Source organism: Kitasatospora sp. NPDC036934 (genome assembly GCF_055608425.1).
In genome coordinates this window covers 37508-59233 of record NZ_JBVJQR010000025.1, presented here as the reverse complement: position 1 = coordinate 59233, position 21726 = coordinate 37508, and the positions used below count along the sequence as shown (strand labels likewise).

Annotated in this window: 18 protein-coding genes; 12 read left to right on the top strand and 6 right to left on the bottom strand. The window is 74.1% G+C overall.

Features of this window, described 5'->3' with window-relative positions:
- Positions 1-7: 7 nt before the first annotated feature.
- From ACZ7BZ_RS30295 to ACZ7BZ_RS30280, 4 genes are all read left to right on the top strand, one after another.
- Entirely contained in the window at positions 8-2734 is a 2727-nt protein-coding gene (locus ACZ7BZ_RS30295) for an AAA family ATPase (protein WP_470361106.1), read from the top strand.
- 152 nt (positions 2735-2886) lie between these two features.
- Positions 2887-3861 carry an AraC-like ligand-binding domain-containing protein gene (locus ACZ7BZ_RS30290; RefSeq protein ID WP_470361105.1) on the top strand — a complete coding sequence of 325 codons (975 nt, stop codon included), beginning with the start codon at positions 2887-2889 and terminating at the stop codon, positions 3859-3861.
- A 193-nt stretch (positions 3862-4054) separates the two neighbouring features.
- Positions 4055-5047, top strand: coding sequence for an alpha/beta hydrolase (locus tag ACZ7BZ_RS30285; RefSeq protein ID WP_470361104.1), 993 nt, complete (start codon positions 4055-4057; stop codon positions 5045-5047).
- A 103-nt stretch (positions 5048-5150) separates the two neighbouring features.
- The gene (locus tag ACZ7BZ_RS30280) at positions 5151-6167 is read left to right on the top strand and encodes an AraC-like ligand-binding domain-containing protein (RefSeq protein WP_470361103.1); all 1017 of its coding nucleotides are present in this window, start codon (positions 5151-5153) and stop codon (positions 6165-6167) included.
- Between the two features lie 117 nt (positions 6168-6284).
- Here ACZ7BZ_RS30280 and ACZ7BZ_RS30275 read toward each other — a convergent pair whose 3' ends face one another.
- The 5 genes from ACZ7BZ_RS30275 to ACZ7BZ_RS30255 all read right to left on the bottom strand — a co-directional run bounded on the left by ACZ7BZ_RS30275 (position 6285) and on the right by ACZ7BZ_RS30255 (position 11193).
- On the bottom strand, positions 6285-7208 hold the full coding sequence (locus tag ACZ7BZ_RS30275) for a glyoxalase (RefSeq protein WP_470361102.1): 924 nt from the start codon (positions 7206-7208) through the stop codon (positions 6285-6287).
- A 78-nt stretch (positions 7209-7286) separates the two neighbouring features.
- Positions 7287-8012 carry a YoaK family protein gene (locus ACZ7BZ_RS30270; RefSeq protein WP_470361101.1) on the bottom strand — a complete coding sequence of 242 codons (726 nt, stop codon included), beginning with the start codon at positions 8010-8012 and terminating at the stop codon, positions 7287-7289.
- Entirely contained in the window at positions 7993-8517 is a 525-nt protein-coding gene (locus tag ACZ7BZ_RS30265; protein ID WP_380462157.1) for a DoxX family protein, read from the bottom strand. Before ACZ7BZ_RS30265 ends, ACZ7BZ_RS30270 begins: the two co-directional genes overlap by 20 nt.
- A 38-nt stretch (positions 8518-8555) precedes the next feature.
- Positions 8556-9218 carry a hydrolase gene (locus ACZ7BZ_RS30260; RefSeq protein ID WP_380462158.1) on the bottom strand — a complete coding sequence of 221 codons (663 nt, stop codon included), beginning with the start codon at positions 9216-9218 and terminating at the stop codon, positions 8556-8558.
- A 100-nt stretch (positions 9219-9318) separates the two neighbouring features.
- On the bottom strand, positions 9319-11193 hold the full coding sequence (locus ACZ7BZ_RS30255; protein WP_470361132.1) for an amidohydrolase: 1875 nt from the start codon (positions 11191-11193) through the stop codon (positions 9319-9321).
- A gap of 392 nt (positions 11194-11585) precedes the next feature.
- Here ACZ7BZ_RS30255 and ACZ7BZ_RS30250 point away from each other — a divergent pair, with 392 nt between their 5' ends.
- From ACZ7BZ_RS30250 to ACZ7BZ_RS30220, 7 genes are all read left to right on the top strand, one after another.
- Positions 11586-12170: a Dps family protein gene (locus ACZ7BZ_RS30250; RefSeq protein ID WP_465749136.1), complete on the top strand. Its 585-nt coding sequence runs from the start codon at positions 11586-11588 to the stop codon at positions 12168-12170.
- A gap of 49 nt (positions 12171-12219) precedes the next feature.
- On the top strand, positions 12220-13614 hold the full coding sequence (locus ACZ7BZ_RS30245) for a cytochrome ubiquinol oxidase subunit I (RefSeq protein ID WP_470361100.1): 1395 nt from the start codon (positions 12220-12222) through the stop codon (positions 13612-13614).
- Positions 13607-14929 (top strand): cytochrome d ubiquinol oxidase subunit II, encoded by a 1323-nt coding sequence (locus ACZ7BZ_RS30240; protein ID WP_470361099.1) that lies wholly within the window; start codon positions 13607-13609, stop codon positions 14927-14929. Before ACZ7BZ_RS30245 ends, ACZ7BZ_RS30240 begins: the two co-directional genes overlap by 8 nt.
- Entirely contained in the window at positions 14926-16692 is a 1767-nt protein-coding gene (locus ACZ7BZ_RS30235; protein WP_470361098.1) for an ATP-binding cassette domain-containing protein, read from the top strand. Before ACZ7BZ_RS30240 ends, ACZ7BZ_RS30235 begins: the two co-directional genes overlap by 4 nt.
- Positions 16689-18308 (top strand): ATP-binding cassette domain-containing protein, encoded by a 1620-nt coding sequence (locus ACZ7BZ_RS30230; RefSeq protein WP_470361097.1) that lies wholly within the window; start codon positions 16689-16691, stop codon positions 18306-18308. The genes ACZ7BZ_RS30235 and ACZ7BZ_RS30230 overlap by 4 nt, the downstream gene beginning before the upstream one ends.
- A gap of 134 nt (positions 18309-18442) precedes the next feature.
- The gene (locus ACZ7BZ_RS30225; RefSeq protein WP_470361096.1) at positions 18443-19321 is read left to right on the top strand and encodes an alpha/beta fold hydrolase; all 879 of its coding nucleotides are present in this window, start codon (positions 18443-18445) and stop codon (positions 19319-19321) included.
- Positions 19322-19371: 50 nt separating this feature from the next.
- On the top strand, positions 19372-19677 hold the full coding sequence (locus ACZ7BZ_RS30220) for a GNAT family N-acetyltransferase (protein WP_470361095.1): 306 nt from the start codon (positions 19372-19374) through the stop codon (positions 19675-19677).
- 358 nt (positions 19678-20035) lie between these two features.
- Here ACZ7BZ_RS30220 and ACZ7BZ_RS30215 read toward each other — a convergent pair whose 3' ends face one another.
- Positions 20036-20290, bottom strand: coding sequence for a hypothetical protein (locus tag ACZ7BZ_RS30215; RefSeq protein ID WP_470361094.1), 255 nt, complete (start codon positions 20288-20290; stop codon positions 20036-20038).
- A gap of 559 nt (positions 20291-20849) precedes the next feature.
- Between ACZ7BZ_RS30215 and ACZ7BZ_RS30210 the strand changes: the two genes are divergently transcribed.
- Entirely contained in the window at positions 20850-21671 is an 822-nt protein-coding gene (locus ACZ7BZ_RS30210; protein ID WP_470361093.1) for an alpha/beta fold hydrolase, read from the top strand.
- Positions 21672-21726: the final 55 nt, after the last annotated feature.

The window sequence follows — 21726 nt, the reverse complement described above, 5'->3', positions numbered from 1 at the left end:
GGCAAGCGTGGTGCAAGACGGGCGGGTTCCGGTCCTGGTCGGGCGGCAGTGGGAGACGGAGCTGCTGACCGCGGCGCTGGTCCAGGCCGTGGACGGCGCGAGCGGGTCCACCGTCCTGCTGCGCGGTGACGCCGGCGTCGGCAAGAGCACGCTGGTGGCCTGGGTGGAGCGCGTGGCGCGCGAGCGCGGGTTCACCGTCCTGCGCGCGGTCGGCACGGAGGCGGAGACGGACCTCGCGTTCGGGGCCCTCCACCAGGCCTTCTGGTCGCCGCTCCAGCGCTCCGACGCCCTGTCGGCCCACCAGCGGGAGGCCCTGGAGAGCGCGTTCGGCGTCCGTTCCGGGACACCGAACGGCTTCGCCGTCGGCGCCGCCGCGCTGGCCCTGCTGGAGGAAGCGGTCCGGACCGCGCCCGTGCTGCTGCTCCTGGACGACCTGCACTCGATGGACTCCTCCAGCGCGACCGTCTTCGCCTTCCTGCACCGGCGGTGCGCCGAGCTGCCGGTGGTGATCGTCGGCGCCAGCCGCCCTGACGGACCGGCCGCCCAGACCTGGTCGGCCGAGGCCGTGGAGGTCCCGGCCCTTCCCAGGGAGGACGCGGCCCGGCTGCTGGGCACCTGCTACCCGGAACTCGCGGCGCCCGCCAGGGAACGCGTGCTGACCGAGGCCGCCGGGAACCCGCTGGCACTGGTGGAACTGCCACGCCAACTGGCCGCCGCCCAGCAGCGGGGAGCCGCTCCGCTGCCGGAGCGGCTGCCGCTGGGCCGGAAGCTGGAGCGGATGTTCGCCGATCGGCTGGGCACGGTGGCCCCGGAGGTCGGCCGCCTCCTCCTGCTCGGCGCGCTGGCCGCCAGCCCGGACTCCGGCAGCGCCGAGTGGCTGCGCGCCCTCGCGGACGAGAACGCCCGGGAGATCCTGGAGCGGATCGAGGCGGACGGCCTGGCCCGGCTGGACCCGGCCGGACAGCTCGTGTTCCGGCACCCCCTGGTCCGCACCGCCGTCGTCTCGGCCGCCTCGGACACCGCGCGCCGGGAGGCCCACCGCGCGCTGTCCGACGCCCTCGCCCCCGGCGACCCCCGGCGGCTGGCCCACGAGGCCGCCGCCGCGCTACTGCCCGACGAGGACCTCGCGCGCCGCCTCCAGGAGGCCGGCCACGACCTCGCCCGCCGGGGCGGCGAGGCGGAGGGCGCGCTCGTGCTGGAACGCGCCGCCATGCTCAGCCCCAGCTCCTGCGACCGCGTCCGCAGGCTCACCCGGGCCGCGGTGATGGCGGCCCACGGCGGGCAGCTGCGCCACACCGCCGCCCTGGTGGAGGAGCTGAAGAGCAGCACCGTCCCGCCGGACATCGCCCCGCTGTTCTCGTACGCGGTGGTCTACGCCGACCAGAGCCACCACGTCGACTTCGAGTCCTCCGCCGCGCTGCTGCCCGCGGCCCTCGACGCGCTGACCGCGCCGGGCGCCGACACCTTCGGCGGGCTGGTCGAACAGGCCTGGTTCAAGCTCCTCCTGGCCGCCACGTACACGGACGACCCCTGGGCCTGGCGCGCCCTGGAACGGCACCGGGAGCACGTCTCCGAGGTGGGTCGGCTGTGCCTGCGGGCCTGGACCGAGCCGGGCCCGGACGTGCTCGCCGCCCTGCTGGCGACGGCCGACGGCATGACCGAGGAGCAGGAGGCCGGCGCCGCCTGGCTCCTGCTGTGGACCTCCTCGGCGCTCGACTGCCCCGACGGCGACCTCTGGCAGCGCTTCTCCGGGCTGCACACCTATGCCACCCAGGGCTCGATCGCGAAGGCCTGGGCCCACCAGGACTACCTGCTCGGCCACTGGGACCGGGCGGCCGTCTGCCTGCGCGAGGCCGAGCTGGCGGACGAGCTCGGCTACCACACCAACGGGCTGATGTTCCGCCAGTACTATGCCCACTTCCTGGCCGGCCGGGGCGACGAGGACGGCCTGCGGGAGATCGAGCGGACCATCCGGCCGATCGCCACCCGCGCCCGGATGCGGTACGTCCTGGACCGCCTGACCCACCTGCGCGGCCTGGCCGCGCTCGCCCACCGGCGCTACGAGGAGGCGTACGCGCACTTCTGCGAACTCACCCCACCCGGACACCTCTCCGGCGGCCGGCCCTGGCACCACACGCTGGTCCTCGACCTGGTGACGGCCGCAGTGCACACCGGACGGCACCAGGAGGCCCGGGACCACCTCGCGACCGGAGCCGCGGCTCGCTCGGCCGAGGTCTCCGGACGCCACGCCTTCCTGCACGCGGCCGCCACCGCCCTGGCCGCGGACGACGACGAGGCCGACGCCGCCTACCGCGCCGCGTACGCCGTGCCGGGCGCCGAGCAGTGGGCGTTCGACCTCGCCCGACTGAGGCTCGCCCACGGCGCGTGGCTGCGCCGCCGCCACCGGCCCGGGGCCAGGGAGACGCTGCGCGCCGCCCACCACGTCTTCCGCCGTCTGCAGGCCGCCCCGTGGGCGGCGCAGTGCGAGGAGGAGCTGCGGGCCGCGGGCGACTCCGTGGCGCTGCCGCAGGACGGGCCGGCCACGGGCCCGTCCGGGCTGACCGGCCAGGAGCTGCGCATCGCCCGGCTGGCGGCGACCGGGCTGACCAACAAGGAGATCGGCCGGCAGCTCCAGCTGTCGCCCCGTACCGTCGGGGCCCACCTCTACAAGATCTTCCCCAAGCTCGGCATCACCACCCGGGCCGCGCTCGCCCATGCCCTCGACGGCGGCTGACCTGGGGAAGACCCCACTCGACCGGTTCACCCCGGCCACCCCGCCGGACTTCCCGGCACACCGTGCCAGGACGTCAGTCAGATGACCTACCGGCCCGCCGCGCCCGCGGGCCACGCTGAGAGTGCGCAGGACTCCGGCGGAAGGACGGTCAGATGGACTTGCGGGTGACGACGGCGTCGGTCGCGGACCGTGACAAGGCGGCCTTCTGGAGCGGAGCGATGTCGCGGACGCTGGTGCCCGTGGAGGTGCGCCCGCTCACCGGGCGGCCGTTCGACGGGGTCCTGGAGTCGCACCGGCTCGGGTACGTGCGGATCTCCACACTGGAGGCGGACGCCGCCCGGTTCTCCCGCACCGCGGCGCTGATCGCGCGGACCCCGGGGAGCGAGCCGCAGGTCGGGGTCAGCGTGCAGGTGTCGGGCCGGGCCGTCCTGGAACAGGACGGGCGCCGGGCGGAGGTGCAGCCGGGCGGACTCGTCCTGTACGACACGGCGCGCCCGTACGCCGTCGACTACCCGGAGCGCTTCCGCACCCACCTGTTCCACCTGCCGCGCCGCCTGCTGGGGGTGCCGGAGCGCGACCTGCGGAACGTGTCGGCGACGGCCGTCAGCCCGGCGGAGGGTTGTGGACCGGTGCTCCTGCCGTTCCTCGGCCTCCTCGCCGGCTCCGCGCACTCCTACTCCGCCCAGGTCGGCGACCGGCTGGCCGGCAGCGTCGCCGACCTGCTCAGCGCGCTCGTGGCCCAACTCGCCCGCTCCCGGGCGGCGGACGGGACGGACGACGCCCCGAACGCGCACCTGGTCCGGCGGGTGCGGGAGTACATCGACCACCACCTGGGCGATCCGGAGCTGACGCCGGAACGGATCGCGCACGCCCACCACATCTCCGTGCGGTACCTGCACCGGCTCTTCGAGGGCGAAGGGGTGACGGTGAGCCGGTTCATCCAGCAGCGCCGCCTGGAGGCCTGTGCCCGCGAGCTGGCGCGGCGCGGCCGCACCGCGCCGACGGTGTCGGCCGTCGCCCAGCGGTGGGGCTTCGTCAACCCGGCGCACTTCAGCCGGACGTTCCGGGCCGCGTACGGCGTCCCGCCGCGCGAGTGGCGCGCGCTGCGGACCGACGACAACGGCTGACGGGCCGCCGAACCGCCGACCGGAATTCCGGGCGCGGTCGGGCCACCGACGCCGCCGGCCCCGGCAGTACGGTCGAGTGGCCTGGGCGTACCACGGTGAGGTGCGCTCGACGTCCGGCCCGACGCACACCGGTTCCGGCCAGGGCGCACGCGGGCGCCGCAGCGCCCACCGAACCGAAGCCAGGAGCGAAGACTTGCCCGACACCAACCCCCTGCCGCACCGACGACCGGTGCTCGACCGGGCGCTCCAGGAGTTTCTGGACGCCCAGGCCGGTCGGCCCGCGGCGGAACTGCCGGACCTCTCCCTCCTGACCCCTGAGGACCTGCCGGGGGCAGAACCGGCCGCCGCCCCGGACGACCCCTACGGCACCACGGCGCAGTGGCTCGCCCTGCCCTGCGGCCCGGCCGGGCGGGTGAACGTCCGGGTGACCAGACCCGTCGGCGCCGTCGGGCCGAGCCCCGTGGTGCTGTTCCTGCCCGGCCTCGGCTGGTCGCTCGGCGACCCGGCCTGCTACGACCGGCTGGTCCAGGAGTTCGCCCTGGGCACCGACGCCGCCGTGGTGTACGTGGACTACGCCCGGGCACCCGCGGCCCGCTACCCGGTGGCCGTCGAGCAGTGCTACGCGGTGGCCCGGTGGATCCGCGCGCACGGCCACGAGATCGGACTGGAAGGGGGGCGAATGGCCGCCGTGGGCGACTCCGCGGGGGCCAACCTGGTGGCCGCCCTGACGCTGCTGGCCCGGGAGCGCGGAGACGTACCGCTGGTGCACCAGGTGCTGCTGTGCCCGGTGACCGACGCGGACTTCGACACCCCCTCCTACCGCCGGTTCGCGACGGGGTACTTCCTGCACCGCGACCACATGCGCAGGTTCTGGGACGACTACCTGCCCGAGCCGAAGCGGCGGACGGAGGCGACCGCCGCACCCCTGCGGGCCTCCCTGGAGCAGCTCACCGGGCTACCCCCGGCGCTCGTCGTCACGGCCGAGGCCGACGTGCTCCGGGACGAGGGCGAGGCCTACGCGGCCAGACTCCGCACCGCGGGGGTGCCGGTGGTGGCGATGCGCTACCAGGGCGCCGTGCACGGCTTCCTGCTGCTCGACGGGGTCTGCCCGACCGGCACCGCCCGGGCCGCGCTGATCCAGGCCGTCGACACCGTGCACGTCGCCCTGCACCGCCGTTCCTGGTGATCCCCTCCGGGGCCGTCCCGCCTGGAAGGGCTCCCCCGCTCACCCGACCGACACCGCCATGGCGGACCCGAGGGTCCGACCGACAGCCGTCCGAGGAGTACTGATGTCCGTCGTTCTCGACACCGCGGCGCTACCGTCCGCCGATCGCGCCGAGTTCTGGCACGAGGCCGTGTCCCGCACCTTCATCCCGCTCGACGTGGTGCTGCGCGAAGACGTGCCCGCCCCCGCGACGATCACCAGCCGCCAGGTGGGCGCCCTGCAGGTCTCCCTCGTCCAGGCGGGCCCGCAGCAGGTCGAGCGCAGCGCGGCGCTGATCGCCCACGGCGGGGAGGACCACCTGACGCTGGCGCTCCAGCACCGCGGCACCGCCCGGTTGGTCCAGGACGGTCGCCAGATGTCGCTGCGTCCGGGGACCTTCGCGATCTCCGACGCCGGGCGGCCGTTCGCCAAGGAACTGCCGGAGCCGTTCGTCTTCACGGCCTTCCACTGGCCGCGGTCGGCGGTGGGCGTCCGCGAGGAGGACCTGCGGGTGCTCACCGGGAGCGCCTTCGACGCCGGCAGCGGCACCGCCCGCCTGGTGGCCGCGTACCTGGAGTGCCTCTCCCGGTCGGCCGACCGGATGGAGCCGCAGCTGGCGTCCTGGCTCGCCACCACGGCGCTCGACCTGCTCGCGGTGCTCGCGCACGAGCGCCGCGGTCGGTTCGTCCCGGAGGCTCCCGAGGCGGCCCTGGCCGTGCTGGCCCGGATCAAGGACCACATCCTGCGTCACCTGGGCGACCGGGACCTCTCTCCGGAAGGGATCGCGGCCGCCCACCACGTGTCCGTGCGGTACCTGCACAAGCTCTTCCGCTACGAGGGGGTGACGGCGGCCCGCTGGATCCAGCGCCAGCGCCTCGACATGTGCCGCCGCGACCTCGCCCGCCAGGCAGCGGGCCGGGCGACCGTGGCGGCGGTCGCGGGCCGCTGGGGTTTCGTGAGCGCCAGTCACTTCAGCCGGGCGTTCCGGGCCGCGTACGGCGTCTCCCCGCGCGAGTGGCGGGCAGGTGCCGGGACGGGCTCGGCGCCGGACACCGCGCGGCTGCCGGTCACCGCCCCGTCCGGCTACGGCGTCGCGGTGTGACCCGGTCGTGGGCGCCGCCGAACGCACAGCCGGCGGCGCCCACGACGGCGCGACCACGACGGCGCGACCGTGCCGGCCGGCCACCGGGCACCCGTCACCCGTCACCCGTCACCCGCTTCAACCGCCGGTGTGGATCTCCGCGAGGTAGCCGCCCGGGAACTGCACCATCGCGCTGTCCCGGCCACCCACCGAGACCGGCCCCCACGGCACCGACGCGCCGGCGGCCTTCGCGCGGTCCAGGGTGGCGCCGAGGTCGGACACGCCGTATCCGGTGAGCTCCCGGCCGAAGGGGTAGGGCAGGTGGCCGTCCGTGACGGTGACCGTCGTGGTGCCGAAGCCGGAGCTGAGACGCAGGAGCCGGTACGTCGTTCCGGGCAGGCCGATCGCGGCGCCGTCGGCCTTCCGGTCGTCCGAGACGACGCGGCCCCCGGTGAAGGAGAGGTAGCTCCGTAGGAACGCGCCGACCGCGTCCGGCGACAGGTAGAGCCGGTTGTCCGGCACGCTCGCCAGAGCGGGGTAGGAGGGCGGGGTGGTGTGCACGTAGAGCTGGGCGCTGATGCCGCCGGGGAACTGGACGACGGCGTCCCGGCCGATCGGGTCGGCGAACGGGGCGACCGTCACGGCCGCGCCGTCGGCCCGGGCGGCCCGGACCGCCTGGTCGAGGTCGGTCACCAGCCAACCGGTGCGTTCGGTGCCGAAGGGGTACGGGACGGGGGTGGTGTAGTCGAACACCGACAGCGCGCCGACCGGTGACAGCACCAGCTCGGAGAGCGTTCGGCTGGACGTCGGGGTCACCTGGGTGGCGTTCGGCCCGATCGTGGTTCCCCCGAAGGTGGAGACCCAACTGGCCGCGAAGGCCTGCTCGGTGCCCGGCGCGACGTAGACGTGGGTGGTGTCGTACTGCGGGCCGACGGCGAACTGCCGGTGTGTGCCCGGCGGTTGCGCCGGGCTGCTCTGGGTCGCCGAGGCGGCGGGGATCGCGGTCAGTGCGGCGATCGCCGCCACCAGCGGGACCACGCGTCGGACGAAGTGTCGTTTCATCGGGTGACCTCCCGGTCGTCGCCGCGCCCGGCCCCCGCGGAGGGGCCGGGCGCGTGAGGGTCGTCGAATGAGGTGGGGTCAGGCCACCGGCGGGGCCCAGTGGGCGTCGGGTGCCGAGACCCGGTGGGCGGTCAGCGCGGTGGCCAGGAGCAGCAGTGCGGCCAGGGCCAGGGCGGTGACGTGCTGTCCGTGCAGGATCAGTACCGCGCCCGCGAGGCCGCCGAGCAGCATCGCGAGTGCGGAGAGGATCCTGCGTCCCGGGCGAGGTGCGGTGCCGCCGGCCGCCGTGGAGTCGGCGGCGAGGCCGGTCAGGGTGAGGGTGAGGACGGTGGTGGTCAGGTCCGGCACGCCGAGCCGGCGGGCCACCGCGTTCTGCAGGCCCATCCCCAGGCCCAGGAGGACGATCAGGGCGTAGCGGCCGCTGCCGTCGGTGACGGCGTCGGTGACGGCGGCCGCGGCTGTGAGGACCGTCTGGATGCCGGTGGCCAGGGCCAGCAGGCGTCCTCGGTGGGCCGGTGTCCGGCTGCCGAGCCGTCCGCCGGCGAGTGCTCCGGTCAGGAAGGCGCCCAGCGAGACGAGCGAGGCCGCGGCGGACAGTCCCGGGGCGCCCGCGAGGGCGAACCCGAGGAAGACCACGTTGCCGGTCATGTTCGCCACGAAGACGTGGCCGAGGCCGAGGTAGCTCACGGCGTCGATCACGCCGGTGGCCACGGTCAGCAGGAGCAGCAGTGGCGGTAGCGGGCCGTGCCGGTCGGTGCGCGGCGGGGCGAGGGTCCGGAGGGCGTCAGTCAGTAGGGCGCGCACCGGCCGTCGCCTCCCCGGGTGCCGACGGGCGGTGCAGGACCGCGCGGGTGAGCAGTCCGCTGGCCGGGCCGAGCGCGATGCACGCGATCGAGAGCCAGAGCGGCCAGGAGGTGAGGCCGACGGCGTGGTCCGCGGACCATCGGCCCGGGCCGGTGAGGGCGAGCGATCCCGTGACGACGATCAGGACGAGCGGGTACTCGTAGCCGTCGTTCTGCACCCAGAGCCCGTGCGGCAGTTTGACCGTCAGCGCCACCGTCATCACGCCCATGGCGACCATGGCCGCCAGTGGCGTGAGCGCGCCCAGGGCCAGGAACAGGCCCGAACCGATCTGGCCGGCGCCCGCGGCGAGGGCGGTGAGCCGGCCGCCGGCGAACCCGTCGTGCCGGAACTCCTCCGTCCCGCCCGTCAGGCCGTTGCCGCCCAGGCGGCGGCTCACCTTCTGTATCCCGTGGCCGGCGATGAGCAGGCCCACCACCACCCGGAGGATCAGCAGTCCGGTATCCATCATGTCCTGTTCCTGGTCCCTGTGTTCCCTGAGTCCCGTCAGCCTGCGGCGTGCTCGCCCATGACGGACTGCGCGTAGACGACTCCGAGGCCGTACGCGCCGGCGTGCTCCTTGACGATCTCCATGACGGCGCCGTAGGTCTCCGTGCGGGCCCAGTCGCGCTGGAGCTCCAGCAGCACCTGCACCCAGGTGACCGGCACCGCGCCGGCCTGCACCATCCGCTGGATGGCGTGCTCGTGGGCCTGCGGGGAAACGCCGCCGGAGGCGTCGGTGACGACGTACACCTCGTAGCCCTGGTCGATCATGGACAGCACCGGCAGGACCAGGCAGACCTCGGTCCACAGGCCGGCTATGACGACCTTGCCGCGGCCGGTGGCCTTGACAGCCTGGACGACCGCCTCGTCCTCCCAGGCGTTCATGGAGGTGCGGTCGAGGATCTCGGCCTTGGGGAAGACCGCCGCGAGCTGCGGCAGCAGCGGGCCGGAGAAGGACTCGGCGGCGACGGTGGTCAGCACGGTGGGGACGTCGAAGGCCCGGGCGGCCTTGGCCAGGCCGACGGTGGCGTTGATGATCGCGGTGCGGTCGCCGCTGCCGGTGCCGAAGAACATCTGCGGCTGGTGGTCCACGAAGAGCACCACGGAGTTGTCCGGGGTGAGCAGGTCCGGGCTCGGGGTGGCACTGACCTGGGTGAAGTCGACCATGACGACGGTCCTTTCGGTTCTTTCGGTGGCTCCGTCACGCGGTGGTCCGCGGAGGAAATCCGGGGGTGCGCGAGGGAGGGGTGCGCGAGGGAGGGCGGTGTCAGAGGAGGAAGCAGGGGTCGAACGGCTGGGCGCGATCCGTCGCGAGGCCGCGCTCGACGCGCCAGCGGCGGTGCAGCTCCGACTCGGCGACGACCTCGCCGAGCAGCTCGGCCTGGCGGGCGCCCGCGCCGCCCCGGTCCCGGTGGGCCTGGTAGCCGCCGAAGTGGGCGACCGGGCTCCAGGCGGGGCTGACCGCCGGGAGCTCCTCGTCCATGCCCTCGTACTCGGCCACGGCGTGGACGATCCGACCGCCGACGACCGTCAGCAGGGACTCGATGTGCGGGATGTCCTGCTCGGGCACGGTGAAGTAGTCGTCGGACAGGACCGCCAGGTCGCCGTAACAGCCCGGCCGCAGCACGCCCTTGACGTCCTGCTCGCCGGTGAGCGCCGCTCCCGCCGTGGTGTACATCGCGAGCGCGGTCTCCCGGTCCACCCGGTTCTGCGGCGGTCGGATCGCCAGGCCGCCGACTGTGCGGCCGGAGACCAGCCAGTGCAGGGCGACCCAGGGGTTGTACGAGGACACCCGGGTGGCGTCGGTGCCGGCCGCGACGGTCAGCCCGCGGTCCAGCATCGCGCGGATCGGCGGCGCCTCGGCGGCGGCGCCGAAGCCGTACCGGCGGGTGAACACCTCGCCCTGGAAGGAGAGCCGGTTCTGCACGGAGAGCGAGCCGCCGAGGGCCGCGATCCGGTCGAGACTGTCCCGCGAGACGGTCTCCGCGTGGTCGAAGAGCCACCGGTTCCCGGCGGGGAAGAGCCCGTCCGCGGCGAGCTTCTCGAACACCGCGAGGTCGCGCCGGATCGTCTCGTCGTAGGTCGCGTGCAGCCTGAAGCCCCAGCCGTTCTCCATGAGGAGCCGCACGGCTTTCTCGAACTCGCCCTCGTAGCCATTGAGTTCGGGCCGGGGTTCGGCGAAGTTCTCGAAGTCGGCGGCGGCCCAGGTGAGGTTCTCGCCGGCGCCGTTGAGGCGCAGCCACTCGTCGCCCTCACCGGGGCGGACCGTCTCGATCCAGCGGGTGAGGTCGTCGAGCTCCTGGCCCGGGGTCTGCGGGAAGAGGTGATAGGCGATGCGCAGGGACAGCAGGCCGTCCCGGGCGAGTTCGGTCACCGTGGCGTAGTTCTCGGGGAAGTTCTGGAACCCGCCGGCGGCGTCGATCGCGGAGGTCAGGCCGAAGCGGTTCAGCTCGCGCAGGAAGTGCCGGGTGGACGTCCTGCGGTCCTCGGGCGCCAGGACCGGGGCCTTGGCGAGCGTGGAGTACAGGACCAGCGCGCTGGGCGCCGCCAGCAGCATGCCGTTGGGCTCGCCGCCACGGCCCCGGACGATCCGGCCGCCCCTCGGGTCGGGGGTGTCCCGGGTGTACCCGGCGGCCTTCAGCGCCGCGCGGTTGAGGATCGCGGACTGGTAGAGGTGCAGGACGAACACCGGGGTGTCCGGCGCGGCCTCGTTCAGTTCGGCGGGCGTCGGGAGCCGCCGCTCGGCGAACTGCTCCGCCGACCAGCCCCCGACGACCCGTACCCACTGCCCCTTGGGGGTGCGGGCGACCTGCTCCCGCAGCATCGCCAGGGCCTGGCGCAGCGAGGTCACGCCGTCCCAGCGCAGCTCCAGGACGTAGTTGAGACCGCCCCGGATCACGTGCAGGTGGGCGTCGTTGAGGCCGGGCACCACCCGTCGGCCGACGGCGTCGACCACGGTGGTGGACGGTCCGATGAGCGGGGCGATGTCCGTGTCGTCCCCCACGGCCGTGATCAGGCCGTCGCGGATGGCGAGGGCGCCGGCCTGGGGGCGGCGGACGTCCCCGGTGTGGATCTTCGCGTTGCGGACGACGACGTCGGCGGCATCCTCGACAGCACGGGGGACCAGCCCGCCGACGGGCATTGCAGACACCTCTCCAGCCTCCTGCGACACGTTCGGATCGCCGCACAGAGCGGGCGGCGACTGGGAGCGTCCGAGCGGGACCCGCCGGCTGACCGGAGATCGGCTTCGGACACATGACAGGACGTTAGGACCGTTGCCCGCACCGGAGTTGGCCCACAGCGCACTGCCCCCGGTCCGTCAGCGCACTGCCGGGACGGCGCCGTCGTCGCCACCGGCGCGGGCCGGAGCGCTCAAGACGCCCAGGGGCACTCAGGGCACTCAGGGCGCTCAGGGCGCTCAGGGCGCTCAGGGCGCTCGGTGGCAACAACCGGTGCACTTCGGAACAAGCCCGCTCCGGAGGCGCCCCTAGCGTGGGGATCACCCATCCACCGACAACCCCCACGGGAGCTCCGATGAGCCGGTCCGACCACCCCCGCACCACCGGCAGCAGCCAGCCGCTGCTGCACCAGAAGGGCAAGGAGATCCAGGAGTTCGGCACCGTCAGCCAACTGCCGCTCGGCCTGACCCGCGACGCGCGCCTCTACGCCTGCCAGCGGCTCAACCAGGTCCTCGCCGACACCCGGATCCTGTACTCCCTCTACAAGAAGCACCACTGGCTGGTGCGCGGGGCGACCTTCTACCAACTGCACCTGCTGCTGGACAAGCACGCGGACGAGCAGCTGGCGCTGGTGGACGCGCTCGCCGAGCGGATACAGGGCCTGGGCGGGGTCGCCGTCGGCGACCCGCGGCACGTCGCGGAGCTCACCTCGATCCCGCGCCCGCCGGACGGTGTCGAGGAGGTGCCGGCGATGCTGTCGCGGCTGCTGTCGGCGCACGAGGGCATCCTCGTCGACGCCCGCGATGCCGCGGCCAGGGTGGCGGCGCTCGGCGACGACGGTACGAACGACCTGCTGGTGTCGCAGGTCGTCCGCACCGGCGAGGCGCAGGTGTGGTTCCTCGCGGAGCACCTGGTGGACACCCCGCTGGTGCGGCTGTGATCGGCCGAGTCCACCCGCGTCCCGCCACGCCGTGCTGAACGGAGTCGCCATGGCGTCGTCCGCGACGGTGGAACTGTCCCGCTGGCAGTTCGCCGTCACCGCCGTCTTCCACATGACCTTTCCCGCCCTGACCGTGGGGCTGTCGATCCTGCTCGCCGTCGTGTACACGGCCTACCTGCGCACCCGGAACCCGCTCTACCTGCAGATGTTCCGCTTCTGGCGGAAGATCTTCGCGGTCGGTTTCGGTCTCGGCGTGGTGGCCGGCACGGTGATGACCTTCGAGTTCGGCCTGAACTGGGGCAGCTACGCCCACGCGGTGGGCCCGATCCTCGGCGTCACCATCGGGATGGAGGTGATCACGGCCTTCTTCCTGGAGGCAGGCTTCATCGGGATCATGCTCTACGGCGAGGGACGGGCGCGCCCGCGCACCATGGCAATCGCCTCCTGGATGGTCGCCCTCGGCACGCTGCTGTCCACCACCTGGATCCTCTCCGCGAACAGCTGGATGCAGGACCCGGCCGGCTACACCGAGGTGGCCGGCCAGTTCGAGGCCCGTGACTGGCAACAGGTGCTGCTCAACCCGGCGTTCACCTACCGGTTCCCGCACATGCTGCTCGCGGTGCTGATCAGTGCCGCCTGGTTCGTCGGCGGCATCGCCGCCTGGTACCTGGTGCGGCGGCGCTCGCTCGCCTTCGCCCGCCGCACGCTCTCCCTCGCGCTCGGGGTGCTGACCGTGCTGATGCCCGTCCAGCTGTACGCGGGCGACGAGACCGCGGCGTTCATGGGGCAGCACCAACCCGCCAAGCTGGAGGCCTTCGAGGGCAACTGGAAGACCGACAACGACGGCTACAACCTGCTCGTCGTCCCCGACACCGACCAGGGCCGGAACAGCCTGCAGATCGGGATCCCGCACCTGGGCGCGGTGATCGGCAAGGACCTGACCGGTCAGGCCCACGTGCCCGGCCTGCTCCAGACCCCGCCGGACCAGCGCCCGAACATGTGGAGCACCTTCTACGGGTTCCGCGCGATGTACTTCACCGCGCTCACGATGTTCGCGATGGCCTTCGCCGGTCTGGTGCTGCGCCTGCGCGGACGGCTGTTCACCGCCCGGCGGTTCCACCGGCTGATGGTGTGGATGACACCCGCCGGCCTGATCGCGATCACCGGCGGATGGATCACCGCGGAAACGGGACGGCAGCCCTGGGTGGTCTACGGCAAGATCCGCACCTCCGACGCCGTCTCCCACCTGTCCACCACCGAGGCGGCGCTCAGCCTGGCCGGCTTCGTCGCGGTCTACGCCGTGCTGGTCGCGGTCTGGGTCCGCTACATCGCGCGGGCCGTGAAGGCCGGGCCGGAGGCCGTCGACGTGTCCGCGCCGCCCCCCGTCCCCCCGTCCCGGCCCGCGCCGGGCCGCCCGGCACGACCGGAGGCCGCCCATGGCTGAGTACGCTTCCTACGCACTGGTCCTCTTCGCGCTCGGCGCGTACGTCGTCCTGGACGGCTACGACCTCGGGATCGGGATCCTCGGCCTCTTCGACCGCGACGACCGGCGGCGAAAGGAGTACACCGAGCTGGTCGCGACGGCCTGGGACGCCAACGAGAGCTGGATCGTCCTCGCCGCGGTCACCCTGTGGGCCGCGCTGCCCGGGGTCTACGCCACCGTGCTGCCCGGGCTCTACCTCCCGCTGATCGTGATGCTGCTGGGCTTCGTGCTGCGCGGGCTGGGGCTGGAGCTGCAGAGCGCCGCACCGGACCACCGGCGCGGCTGGGGGCGGCTGTTCGGCCTCTCCTCGCTGGTGGTGACGGTCTGCCAGGGGCTCGTGGTCGGCACCGTCCTCACCGGCCTGCCCCAGCACCACGGCGTCTACGACGGCGGTGCGCTGCGCTGGCTCAACCCCTACAGCGTGCTGTGCGCACTCGGCCTGACCTCGCTGTACCTGCTGGCCGGCGCCGCCTGGCTGCACGCCAAGACGGAGGGCGCCGTCCGCCGCCGGGCCGCCCGGCTCGGGCGCCCGCTGCTCGCGGCGACGGTCGCCGCCGCCCTGCTCCTGGGCTTCGGCCTGAAGGTGGCCGACCCCCAGCAGTTCCACTTCGAACAGCCGCTGCGCGCCGCACTGTTCGGCCTCGCGGTGGCCTCGGCCGCCGGCTGCGGCGCCGTCGCCTGGTACGGCTTCGGGCGGGCGCCCGACGCCCGTCCGTTCATCGCGGTGGTCGGCTCCCAGGTCGCCGGACTACTGGCCCTGGTGGCCGCGACCGCACCGGTCGTGGTGCCGCCCGCGCTGACCGTGCACGACGCCGCCAGCCCCACCGGTTCCCAGGTGTTCCTGCTGATCGGCGTCGGGGGCTGCATGCCGGTCGTGCTGGCCTACAACATCTACGCCTGGTGGGTGTTCCGCGGGAAGTACCGGGCGCCGTCACCGGCCGCGCTCGCCCTTCCCGACGAACCCCGGCGGGCCCCGGAGACGGCTTCGGCGACCCGCCGCACGGCGCCCCGCACCGAAACGCCGAGCACCGGAACGCCGAGCACCGATGGCGCGCCGGAGGGGATCCTGCGCACGGTCGCCCGGCGGGGCGGGTTCACCGTGCTCGGTGTCGGCACGGCCGCGGTGGCGCAGGACGTGTTCGGGGGCAAGGGCGAATGGATCGCCCCGGTCGCCCTCGTCCTGTTCGGCCTCGTCTCACTGACCGCCTGGCTGGTCGGTGACCGGCGGGCCTCCGCAGCGGGCGAGTTCGACCTCGATCCGGCGGTGCGGCGATGAGCGACACCGCCGCGTTGCTGGCGCGGCTGGCCGACGACGAGGTGCGGCGGGAGCAGCAGCGGGCGTTGGACCGGCTGCGTGCCTGGGCATACGCCCGGGCGCCGGACTTCCGCCGCGCCGGCACCCTGCGCGGACTCGCCGTCCTCGGCACCGTCGGGTGGGCGGCCGGGCTCGGCTGGGCGGCCCGACTGGCCCTGCGGGGCCAGCAGGAGGCGGTCACCCCGGTGTCGGTTCTGCCCGCCGCCTGCCTGGTCGGCGCCGGAGTCGTCCTGCGGGCCCTGCTGCTCGCGGCGGGCGACCGGGCCGCGGACGACGCGGCCGCCGCCGTCCGGCACGAGCTTCGCACCCGGCTGCTGACCGCCGCCCTGCCCGCCTGGCGGCGGCCGACCCCCGCCACGGAGCCGCGGACCGCCGACGCCGCCTTCGTCCAGGCGCTCGACGAGGAGGTGGACCGCCTCACCGACTGGCTGACCGGCTACGTCCCGGCGCGCCGGACCATGCTGATCGCCTGCGGCATCGTGCTGGCGGCGATCGCCTCCGGCAGCTGGCTGGTCGCCCTGCTGCTGGTACTGGCGACCCCACTGCTGCCGGCCAATCTCAAGGTCATCGGCATGGGCACGCGCGCCGCCGTCCACTCCCAGCTGACCGCCGCCCGGACGCTCAGCGCCCGGCTGCTGGACCAGTTGCGCGGGTTGCCGACACTGGTCGGCCTGGGCGCCGACGAGCAGGCCGCCCGCACCGTGGCGGCGGACGACCGAGAACTGGCCGACCGCACCCAGGCGGTACTGCGCGTGGCGTTCCTCTCCACCGCCTGGGTGGAACTGCTGGTCACCGGAACCCTCGCCGTGGTCGCCACCTACTGCGGCCTGGTGCTGCTCGACTACCTGCACGTGCCCGGCGTGCCCTCGACCATGGGACTGGGCACGGCGCTCTTCGTGCTGACCCTCACTCCGGCCTACTTCGCGCCGGTACGGGAGCTGGCCCGCGGCTACCACGCGCGGGCCGAGGCGTCCGCCGCCGCCGACCTCGTCAACGGCCTGCTGGAAGCGTCCGAAGCCGAGCGGACCGGTCCGGGCAGCCGGCCGCCCGGACCCGCCGACGCGCCGACCAGCGTGCGGCTGCGCGGTGTCGGCGTCACCTTCGCCGACCGCGACCGGCCCGCGCTCGACGGCGTCACCCTGACCGCGCACCCGGGCCGGCTGGTGGCCGTCACCGGTGCCAGCGGCGCAGGGAAGTCGACGCTGCTCGCCGTCGCGGCCGGGCTGCTGGCGGCCGACTCCGGGTCGAGTGCCCATCAGGCCGACGGGACGACGCGATCCGCCGACCCCCGCGCCGTGTCCTGGATCGGCCAGCCCTGCTACCTGCTGCCGGGCACGGTGCGGGACAACCTGCTGCTGGCCCGCCCGGACGCGGACGACGCCGCCCTCGCGGCGGCCTTCACCGCGCTCGGCTTCGCCGGGCTGCTGGCGGCACTGCCCCACGGTCTGGACGCGGTCGTCGGCGAGCGCGGCAGCGGGCTGTCCTCGGGCCAGATCCAGCAGTTGGTCTTCGTCCGAGCCCTGTTGCGGGCCGCGCCCGTGCTCTGTCTGGACGAACCGACGGCCCACCTCGATCCGGAGGCCGAACGGCGCGTCATGGCCGCCGTGCGCACGCTGGCGCGTGACCGGACCGTCCTGCTCGCCACACACAGCCCGGAACTGCTGCGGATCGCCGACGAGGTCATCCGCGTCGACCGGGGCCGCGTCCACGGAGCGACCGCGTGAACCCTGTCACCCTGCTGTGGAGCTCGGCCGACCGCCGCGACCGCCGCGACCTCCTGCTCGGGGCGCTGCTGGCCGCCTGCGCCGAAGTGGCCGCCGCCGGGCTGCTCGGTCTGTCCGGTTGGTTCCTCACCTCCTGCGCCCTGGTCACGCTCCAGGCGAACACCACCTGGTCCTGGATGTACCCCTCGGGCACCGTCCGGGCGCTGGCCCTCGGCCGGACCGGGCTGCGCTACACCGAACGGCTCACCAGCCACCGCGCGCTGCTCGGCGCGACCGTCGCGCTCCGGACCCGGATGGTGCGCGCCGCCGCCGCGCTCCCGCCCCACCAGCTGCGGGAGCGGCGGGACGGGGCGCTGCTGGCCCGGCTCACCGACGACGTGGCCGCCGTGGGCGCCCTGCCGGCCCGCTCCCTCGCTCCGCTGACCGGTCTCGGCGTGACGGCCCTGGCCGTGGTGGCGCTGATCGGCGTGGCCGATCCTACGGCCGGGGCCACGGAGGCGCTGCTGCTCGGGCTGGCCCTCACCGTGGCCGTGCGCACCAACCGCCGGGCCCTCGCGCACCGCGCCGAGGCCGTCAGCGAACGGGCCGCCGCCCGATCCGCCCTGCTCAGTGCACGAGCGGCGCTCGCCGAACTGCACTGCCTGGACGTCGTGGACCTGGCCCGCGACCAGGTCGCCCAGCGGGTGGAGCTCGCCCATCGAGCCGACGCCGCGTCACTCGCCACCCTGCGCGGCGGCCGACTGCTGCTCCGGCTGCTCGCCGCGGTCGGCCAGGTCGCCGTCCTGCTGCTCGCCCTCGCCGGCCGCTCGACGGTCCAGCCGGTCGCCGCGGCCATCGGCGAGACGCTGCTGGTCGCCGCCGGCTACGAACTCGTCGAGGCCCTGCCGCAGATCCTGCGCGACCACGGCTCGGCCGCGCACTCCGCGCTGCGGCTGACCGACCTGCTCGCGGGCGCCCGCGCACTGCCCTCCGGAGCGGCCGTCGCCTCCCACCGGGACGCGCCGCTGACCGTACGCGAGCTCCCGCTGGGCCGGGGAGCGGCCCGGTGGTCGACCACCCTCCTACCGGGCAGCGCCACCCTGGTCAGCGGGCCCAACGGGAGTGGCAAGAGCACCCTGCTCAACATGCTCGCCGGACGAATCGACAGCCCCTCCCCCGGTGTCGTACTCCTCGGCGACTCCCCCTTGCACGCGCTCCCCGCGGCGGCGGTCGCCACCACCCTCACCCTCGTCGAAGCCGAGGACTGGCTGGCGGACAGCACCCTCGCCGACAACCTCCGCCAGGCCGCCCCCACCGCCGATGACGCCACACTTCGTACGGCGCTCGCCGTCGCCGCCTTGGCGGACCTCGAACTCGACACACCCACCGGGCCGTTGGGCAGCGCACTGTCGCAAGGGCAGCGGCGCCGACTCGGCATCGCCCGTGCCGTGCTGCGCGACCCCGCGGTGCTCCTCCTCGACGAGCCCGTCGCCGGGCTCGACCGGCCCACGGCGGTGCGGCTGCTGAGCGGGATCCGCGCGGCGCTGCCGCGCTGTGCGCTCGTCATAGCCCTGCCGGACCAGCATCACGACCTGCTGCCGTTCCCGGTGGACACCGTGCTCGCGCTGGGCCGTTGAGGACCGGGCGGTTGAGGACCAGGCAGTTGAGGACCGCGCAGGTGAGGACCGGGCGGTACACCGGATTGACCGACGTCACGATCAACCGGCCTTTCAGCCAGCGCTGTTCGGCCCGCACCACGAGGACGGTCAGCATGCCCTTCATCACGGTCGGCGAAGAGAACGCCGGCACCGTCGACCTGTACTACGAGGACCACGGCTCCGGCCGGACCGTGGTGCTCGTCCACGGCTGGCCGCTCAACGGGGCCTCCTGGGAGAAGCAGGAGGCCGCGCTGCTCGCCGCCGGCCACCGGGTGATCACCTATGACCGCCGCGGCTTCGGCGCCTCCGACAAGCCGGCGTCCGGCTACGACCACGACACCCTCGCTGCCGACCTGCACGCCGTACTCAGCCGCCTCGACCTGCGGAACGTGATCCTGGTCGGCTTCTCCATGGGCACCGCAGAGGTCGTCCGCTACCTCGGCGGCCACGGGTCGGAACGGATCTCCGGGGCCGTGCTGCTGGGTGCGGTGCCACCGTTCCCGATCCGGACCGACGCCGACCCCGACGGCGTGGACGGCATCGTCCTCGGGGAGGTCCAGGGCGCCATCCGCGCCGACCGCCCCGCCTTCGTCGCGGGCTTCCTCGCCGACTTCTACGACGTGGACGTGCTCGGCGGCGAGCGGGTCAGCGACCAGGTGGTCCAGTACAGCTGGAACATCGGCGTCTCGGCTTCCGCCGGGGCGCCCCTGGACCGCGCCCCGGCCCGGCTCACCGACTTCCGCGCGGACCTGGCCCGGATCGACGTCCCCGTCCTGGTCGTCCACGGCGACGCCGACCGCACGCTGCCGCTGCACTCGACCGCGGTCCCGCTCTCCCGGAGCATCGCGGGCGCCCGCCTGGTGGTGCTGAAGGGCGCCCCGCACGGCCTCATCTGGACGCACGCCGACGAGGTCAACGAGGAACTGCTCGCCTTCATCGCCGTCCGACGGCCCGAGCGCGAGGCACTTGATCACCATCTAGTTGAATGCTAAATTAAATCCCGGGCCGGGCCACCGCCCGCAGCCCCAGATCAGGAGGAACGATGACGACCACCGTCGCGAACAACCCCGACCGGTCGCGATTCGAGATCACCGCCGACGGTGCGCTCGCCGGCTTCGCCGAGTACCACCGGTTCGAGAACGAGATCGCTTTCATCCACACCGAGATCGACCCGGAGTTCGCCGGGCGCGGCCTCGCCGGCACCCTGGCCCGCGCCGCACTGGACACCGTCCGGGAGCAAGGGCTCGCGGTCCTCCCCTACTGCCCGTACATCCGCGCCTGGATCGGCAAGCACCCGGAGTACGTCGACCTGGTGCCCGAGGCACAGCGCACCCGCTTCGGCTTCTGACCGCCGCTCCGACCGCCGGCCGCGGACACCGCGGCCGGCGGTCTCCACGCACTGTGGGACCACGCGGGGGTGTGTTGACGGGCCATGCGCGCGCCGCGGTCGCGACCATCGTGACGACCGCGGCCCGAACTTGATGCCGTTGGCTCCGAGGAACTTGACGACGGCCGGTTCCGGCGCGGTGGCCCAGCGGGTGGGCGTGCCTCCGCTGCTCGGCACGCGCCAGACCGTGCCGAGGACCGAGTCAGCCACGTAGGGGTGGTGTTCGTCCGGTCGGGCGTCAGCCCGTTGGGCAGGCCGTCGGCGGGCAGGGCGGCGATGCGCTGCGGCGTGCCGCCGGGCCGCGGGCACCAGAGGCCGGTCAGGTCGCTGCTGCCGTGGCGTAGAGGAAGCACGGGGTTCCGCCGCGGGAGCGGACGGCTCCGCCGAGGAACGGCGACGACAGGGCCGGGGCGGTGGAACCGGCCGGGGACTCGGGCATGGTCGCGAGAACGCGCACCGTGCCGTCCTGGCCGATACGGGCGATCTGGCGGCTGAGGGCGAAGGTGACGGCGAGGGCTGCCGCGACGACCGAGACCGCGAGGCCGGTGCGCGTACCTGTCGGGAAGTTTGGCACGGGGGTTCGCCCTTTCCTCCGTGGACGGAAGCCGCCGGTGGTTCCCTGCGGGCGGAGTACCGCCGCCCCGGAGGGGACGCCACGGTCCACGGCTGCGGTCTGTTGTTCGGCCGTGCCCTGCCGCTGGTCCGCGGGCGCCCGGGCCCGGTGCCACGATGCCGCGGCATCCACCGCGCCGAGCAGCCGGTGTACACCCTGAGGCAACGACCCTTCGTCGCGAGTCAAGTCGACCGCTGGAAATGCGGATAGCTTCGGTCTCGGCGGTCGGGGGAAGATCCGGCCGCGCAACCCGGCTTCGGCAGGATTCCTGGCGAATCCCGATGCGCTGACGCTCCTCCGCCCGGTCGACGACCGATGACCGGCGACCGGCGACCGGCGACCGGCGACCGCGTGCTCGTCCGGCACGGCCCCGAGATCCTCGACGGCCCCCGGCAGTGACCGGGGCTCCCCGCGCACACAGCGCCCGAGTCCCTGCCCATGCCCGGAGCGCCACCCGCGCTCCGCCCACCACCGACCTGCCCGACGGGCCGGTCGATACCAGCAACTGGAAAGGCACATCATGCCGTTCATCACCCTGACCGACGGTTCGCAGAAGTTCTACAAGGACTGGGGCACCGGCCGTCCGGTCGTCCTCTCGCACGGCTGGCCGCTGAACGCCGACGCGTGGGACAGCCTCGCCGTCGCCGTCGCCGACGCCGGCTACCGGGTCATCGCCCACGACCGGCGCGGGCACGGCCGGTCCGAGCAGACCTGGGACGGCAACCACATGGACCAGTACGCGGACGACCTGGCCGAGTTGCTGGAGCAGCTCGACCTCACCGACGCCGTCCTGGTCGGCCACTCGACCGGCGGCGGCGAGGTCGCCCGCTACCTCGGCCGCCACGGCAGCGACCGGGTGCGCAAGGCCGTCCTGCTCGGCGCCGTGCCGCCGCTGATGCTCCGGACCGAGAGCAACCCCGAGGGCACCCCGATCGAGGCCTTCGACGGCATCCGGGCCGGCGTCGCGGCCGACCGGTCGCAGTTCTACTACGACCTCAGCGAGACCTTCTTCGGCTACAACCGGCCCGGTGCCGAGGTCTCCGACGGCAAGCGCCGCGAGTTCTGGCTCCAGGGCATGCAGGCCGGTTTGAAGGCCGCCCTCGACTGCGTCGAGGCGTTCTCCGAGACCGACTTCACCGAGGACCTCAAGAAGATCGACATCCCGGTCCTGGTCGCCCACGGCGGCGACGACCAGATCGTCCCGATCGCCGCGTCCGCGGAGAAGAGCGCCGAGCTTCTCTCCCAGGGCATCCTCAAGGTCTACCCCGGCGCCCCGCACGGCCTGGTCGGCGCGTACGAGGCCGCGTTCACCAAGGACCTGATCGAGTTCCTCGGCGCCTGAGCCGTGGCCGGGTGCGGGCCGTGGCCGCGCACCCGCGTGGTCCGGCCGCACGGGA

Coding starts and splice junctions, on each gene's coding strand:
- ACZ7BZ_RS30225 (WP_470361096.1), top strand. CDS start 18,443: ATGCCCTTCATCACGGTCGGCGAAGAGAACGCCGGCACCGTCGACCTG.
- ACZ7BZ_RS30245 (WP_470361100.1), top strand. CDS start 12,220: ATGGCGTCGTCCGCGACGGTGGAACTGTCCCGCTGGCAGTTCGCCGTC.
- ACZ7BZ_RS30220 (WP_470361095.1), top strand. CDS start 19,372: ATGACGACCACCGTCGCGAACAACCCCGACCGGTCGCGATTCGAGATC.
- ACZ7BZ_RS30290 (WP_470361105.1), top strand. CDS start 2,887: ATGGACTTGCGGGTGACGACGGCGTCGGTCGCGGACCGTGACAAGGCG.
- ACZ7BZ_RS30255 (WP_470361132.1), bottom strand. CDS start 11,193: ATGCCCGTCGGCGGGCTGGTCCCCCGTGCTGTCGAGGATGCCGCCGAC.
- ACZ7BZ_RS30210 (WP_470361093.1), top strand. CDS start 20,850: ATGCCGTTCATCACCCTGACCGACGGTTCGCAGAAGTTCTACAAGGAC.
- ACZ7BZ_RS30265 (WP_380462157.1), bottom strand. CDS start 8,517: ATGGATACCGGACTGCTGATCCTCCGGGTGGTGGTGGGCCTGCTCATC.
- ACZ7BZ_RS30250 (WP_465749136.1), top strand. CDS start 11,586: ATGAGCCGGTCCGACCACCCCCGCACCACCGGCAGCAGCCAGCCGCTG.
- ACZ7BZ_RS30240 (WP_470361099.1), top strand. CDS start 13,607: ATGGCTGAGTACGCTTCCTACGCACTGGTCCTCTTCGCGCTCGGCGCG.
- ACZ7BZ_RS30235 (WP_470361098.1), top strand. CDS start 14,926: ATGAGCGACACCGCCGCGTTGCTGGCGCGGCTGGCCGACGACGAGGTG.
- ACZ7BZ_RS30280 (WP_470361103.1), top strand. CDS start 5,151: ATGTCCGTCGTTCTCGACACCGCGGCGCTACCGTCCGCCGATCGCGCC.
- ACZ7BZ_RS30275 (WP_470361102.1), bottom strand. CDS start 7,208: ATGAAACGACACTTCGTCCGACGCGTGGTCCCGCTGGTGGCGGCGATC.
- ACZ7BZ_RS30260 (WP_380462158.1), bottom strand. CDS start 9,218: ATGGTCGACTTCACCCAGGTCAGTGCCACCCCGAGCCCGGACCTGCTC.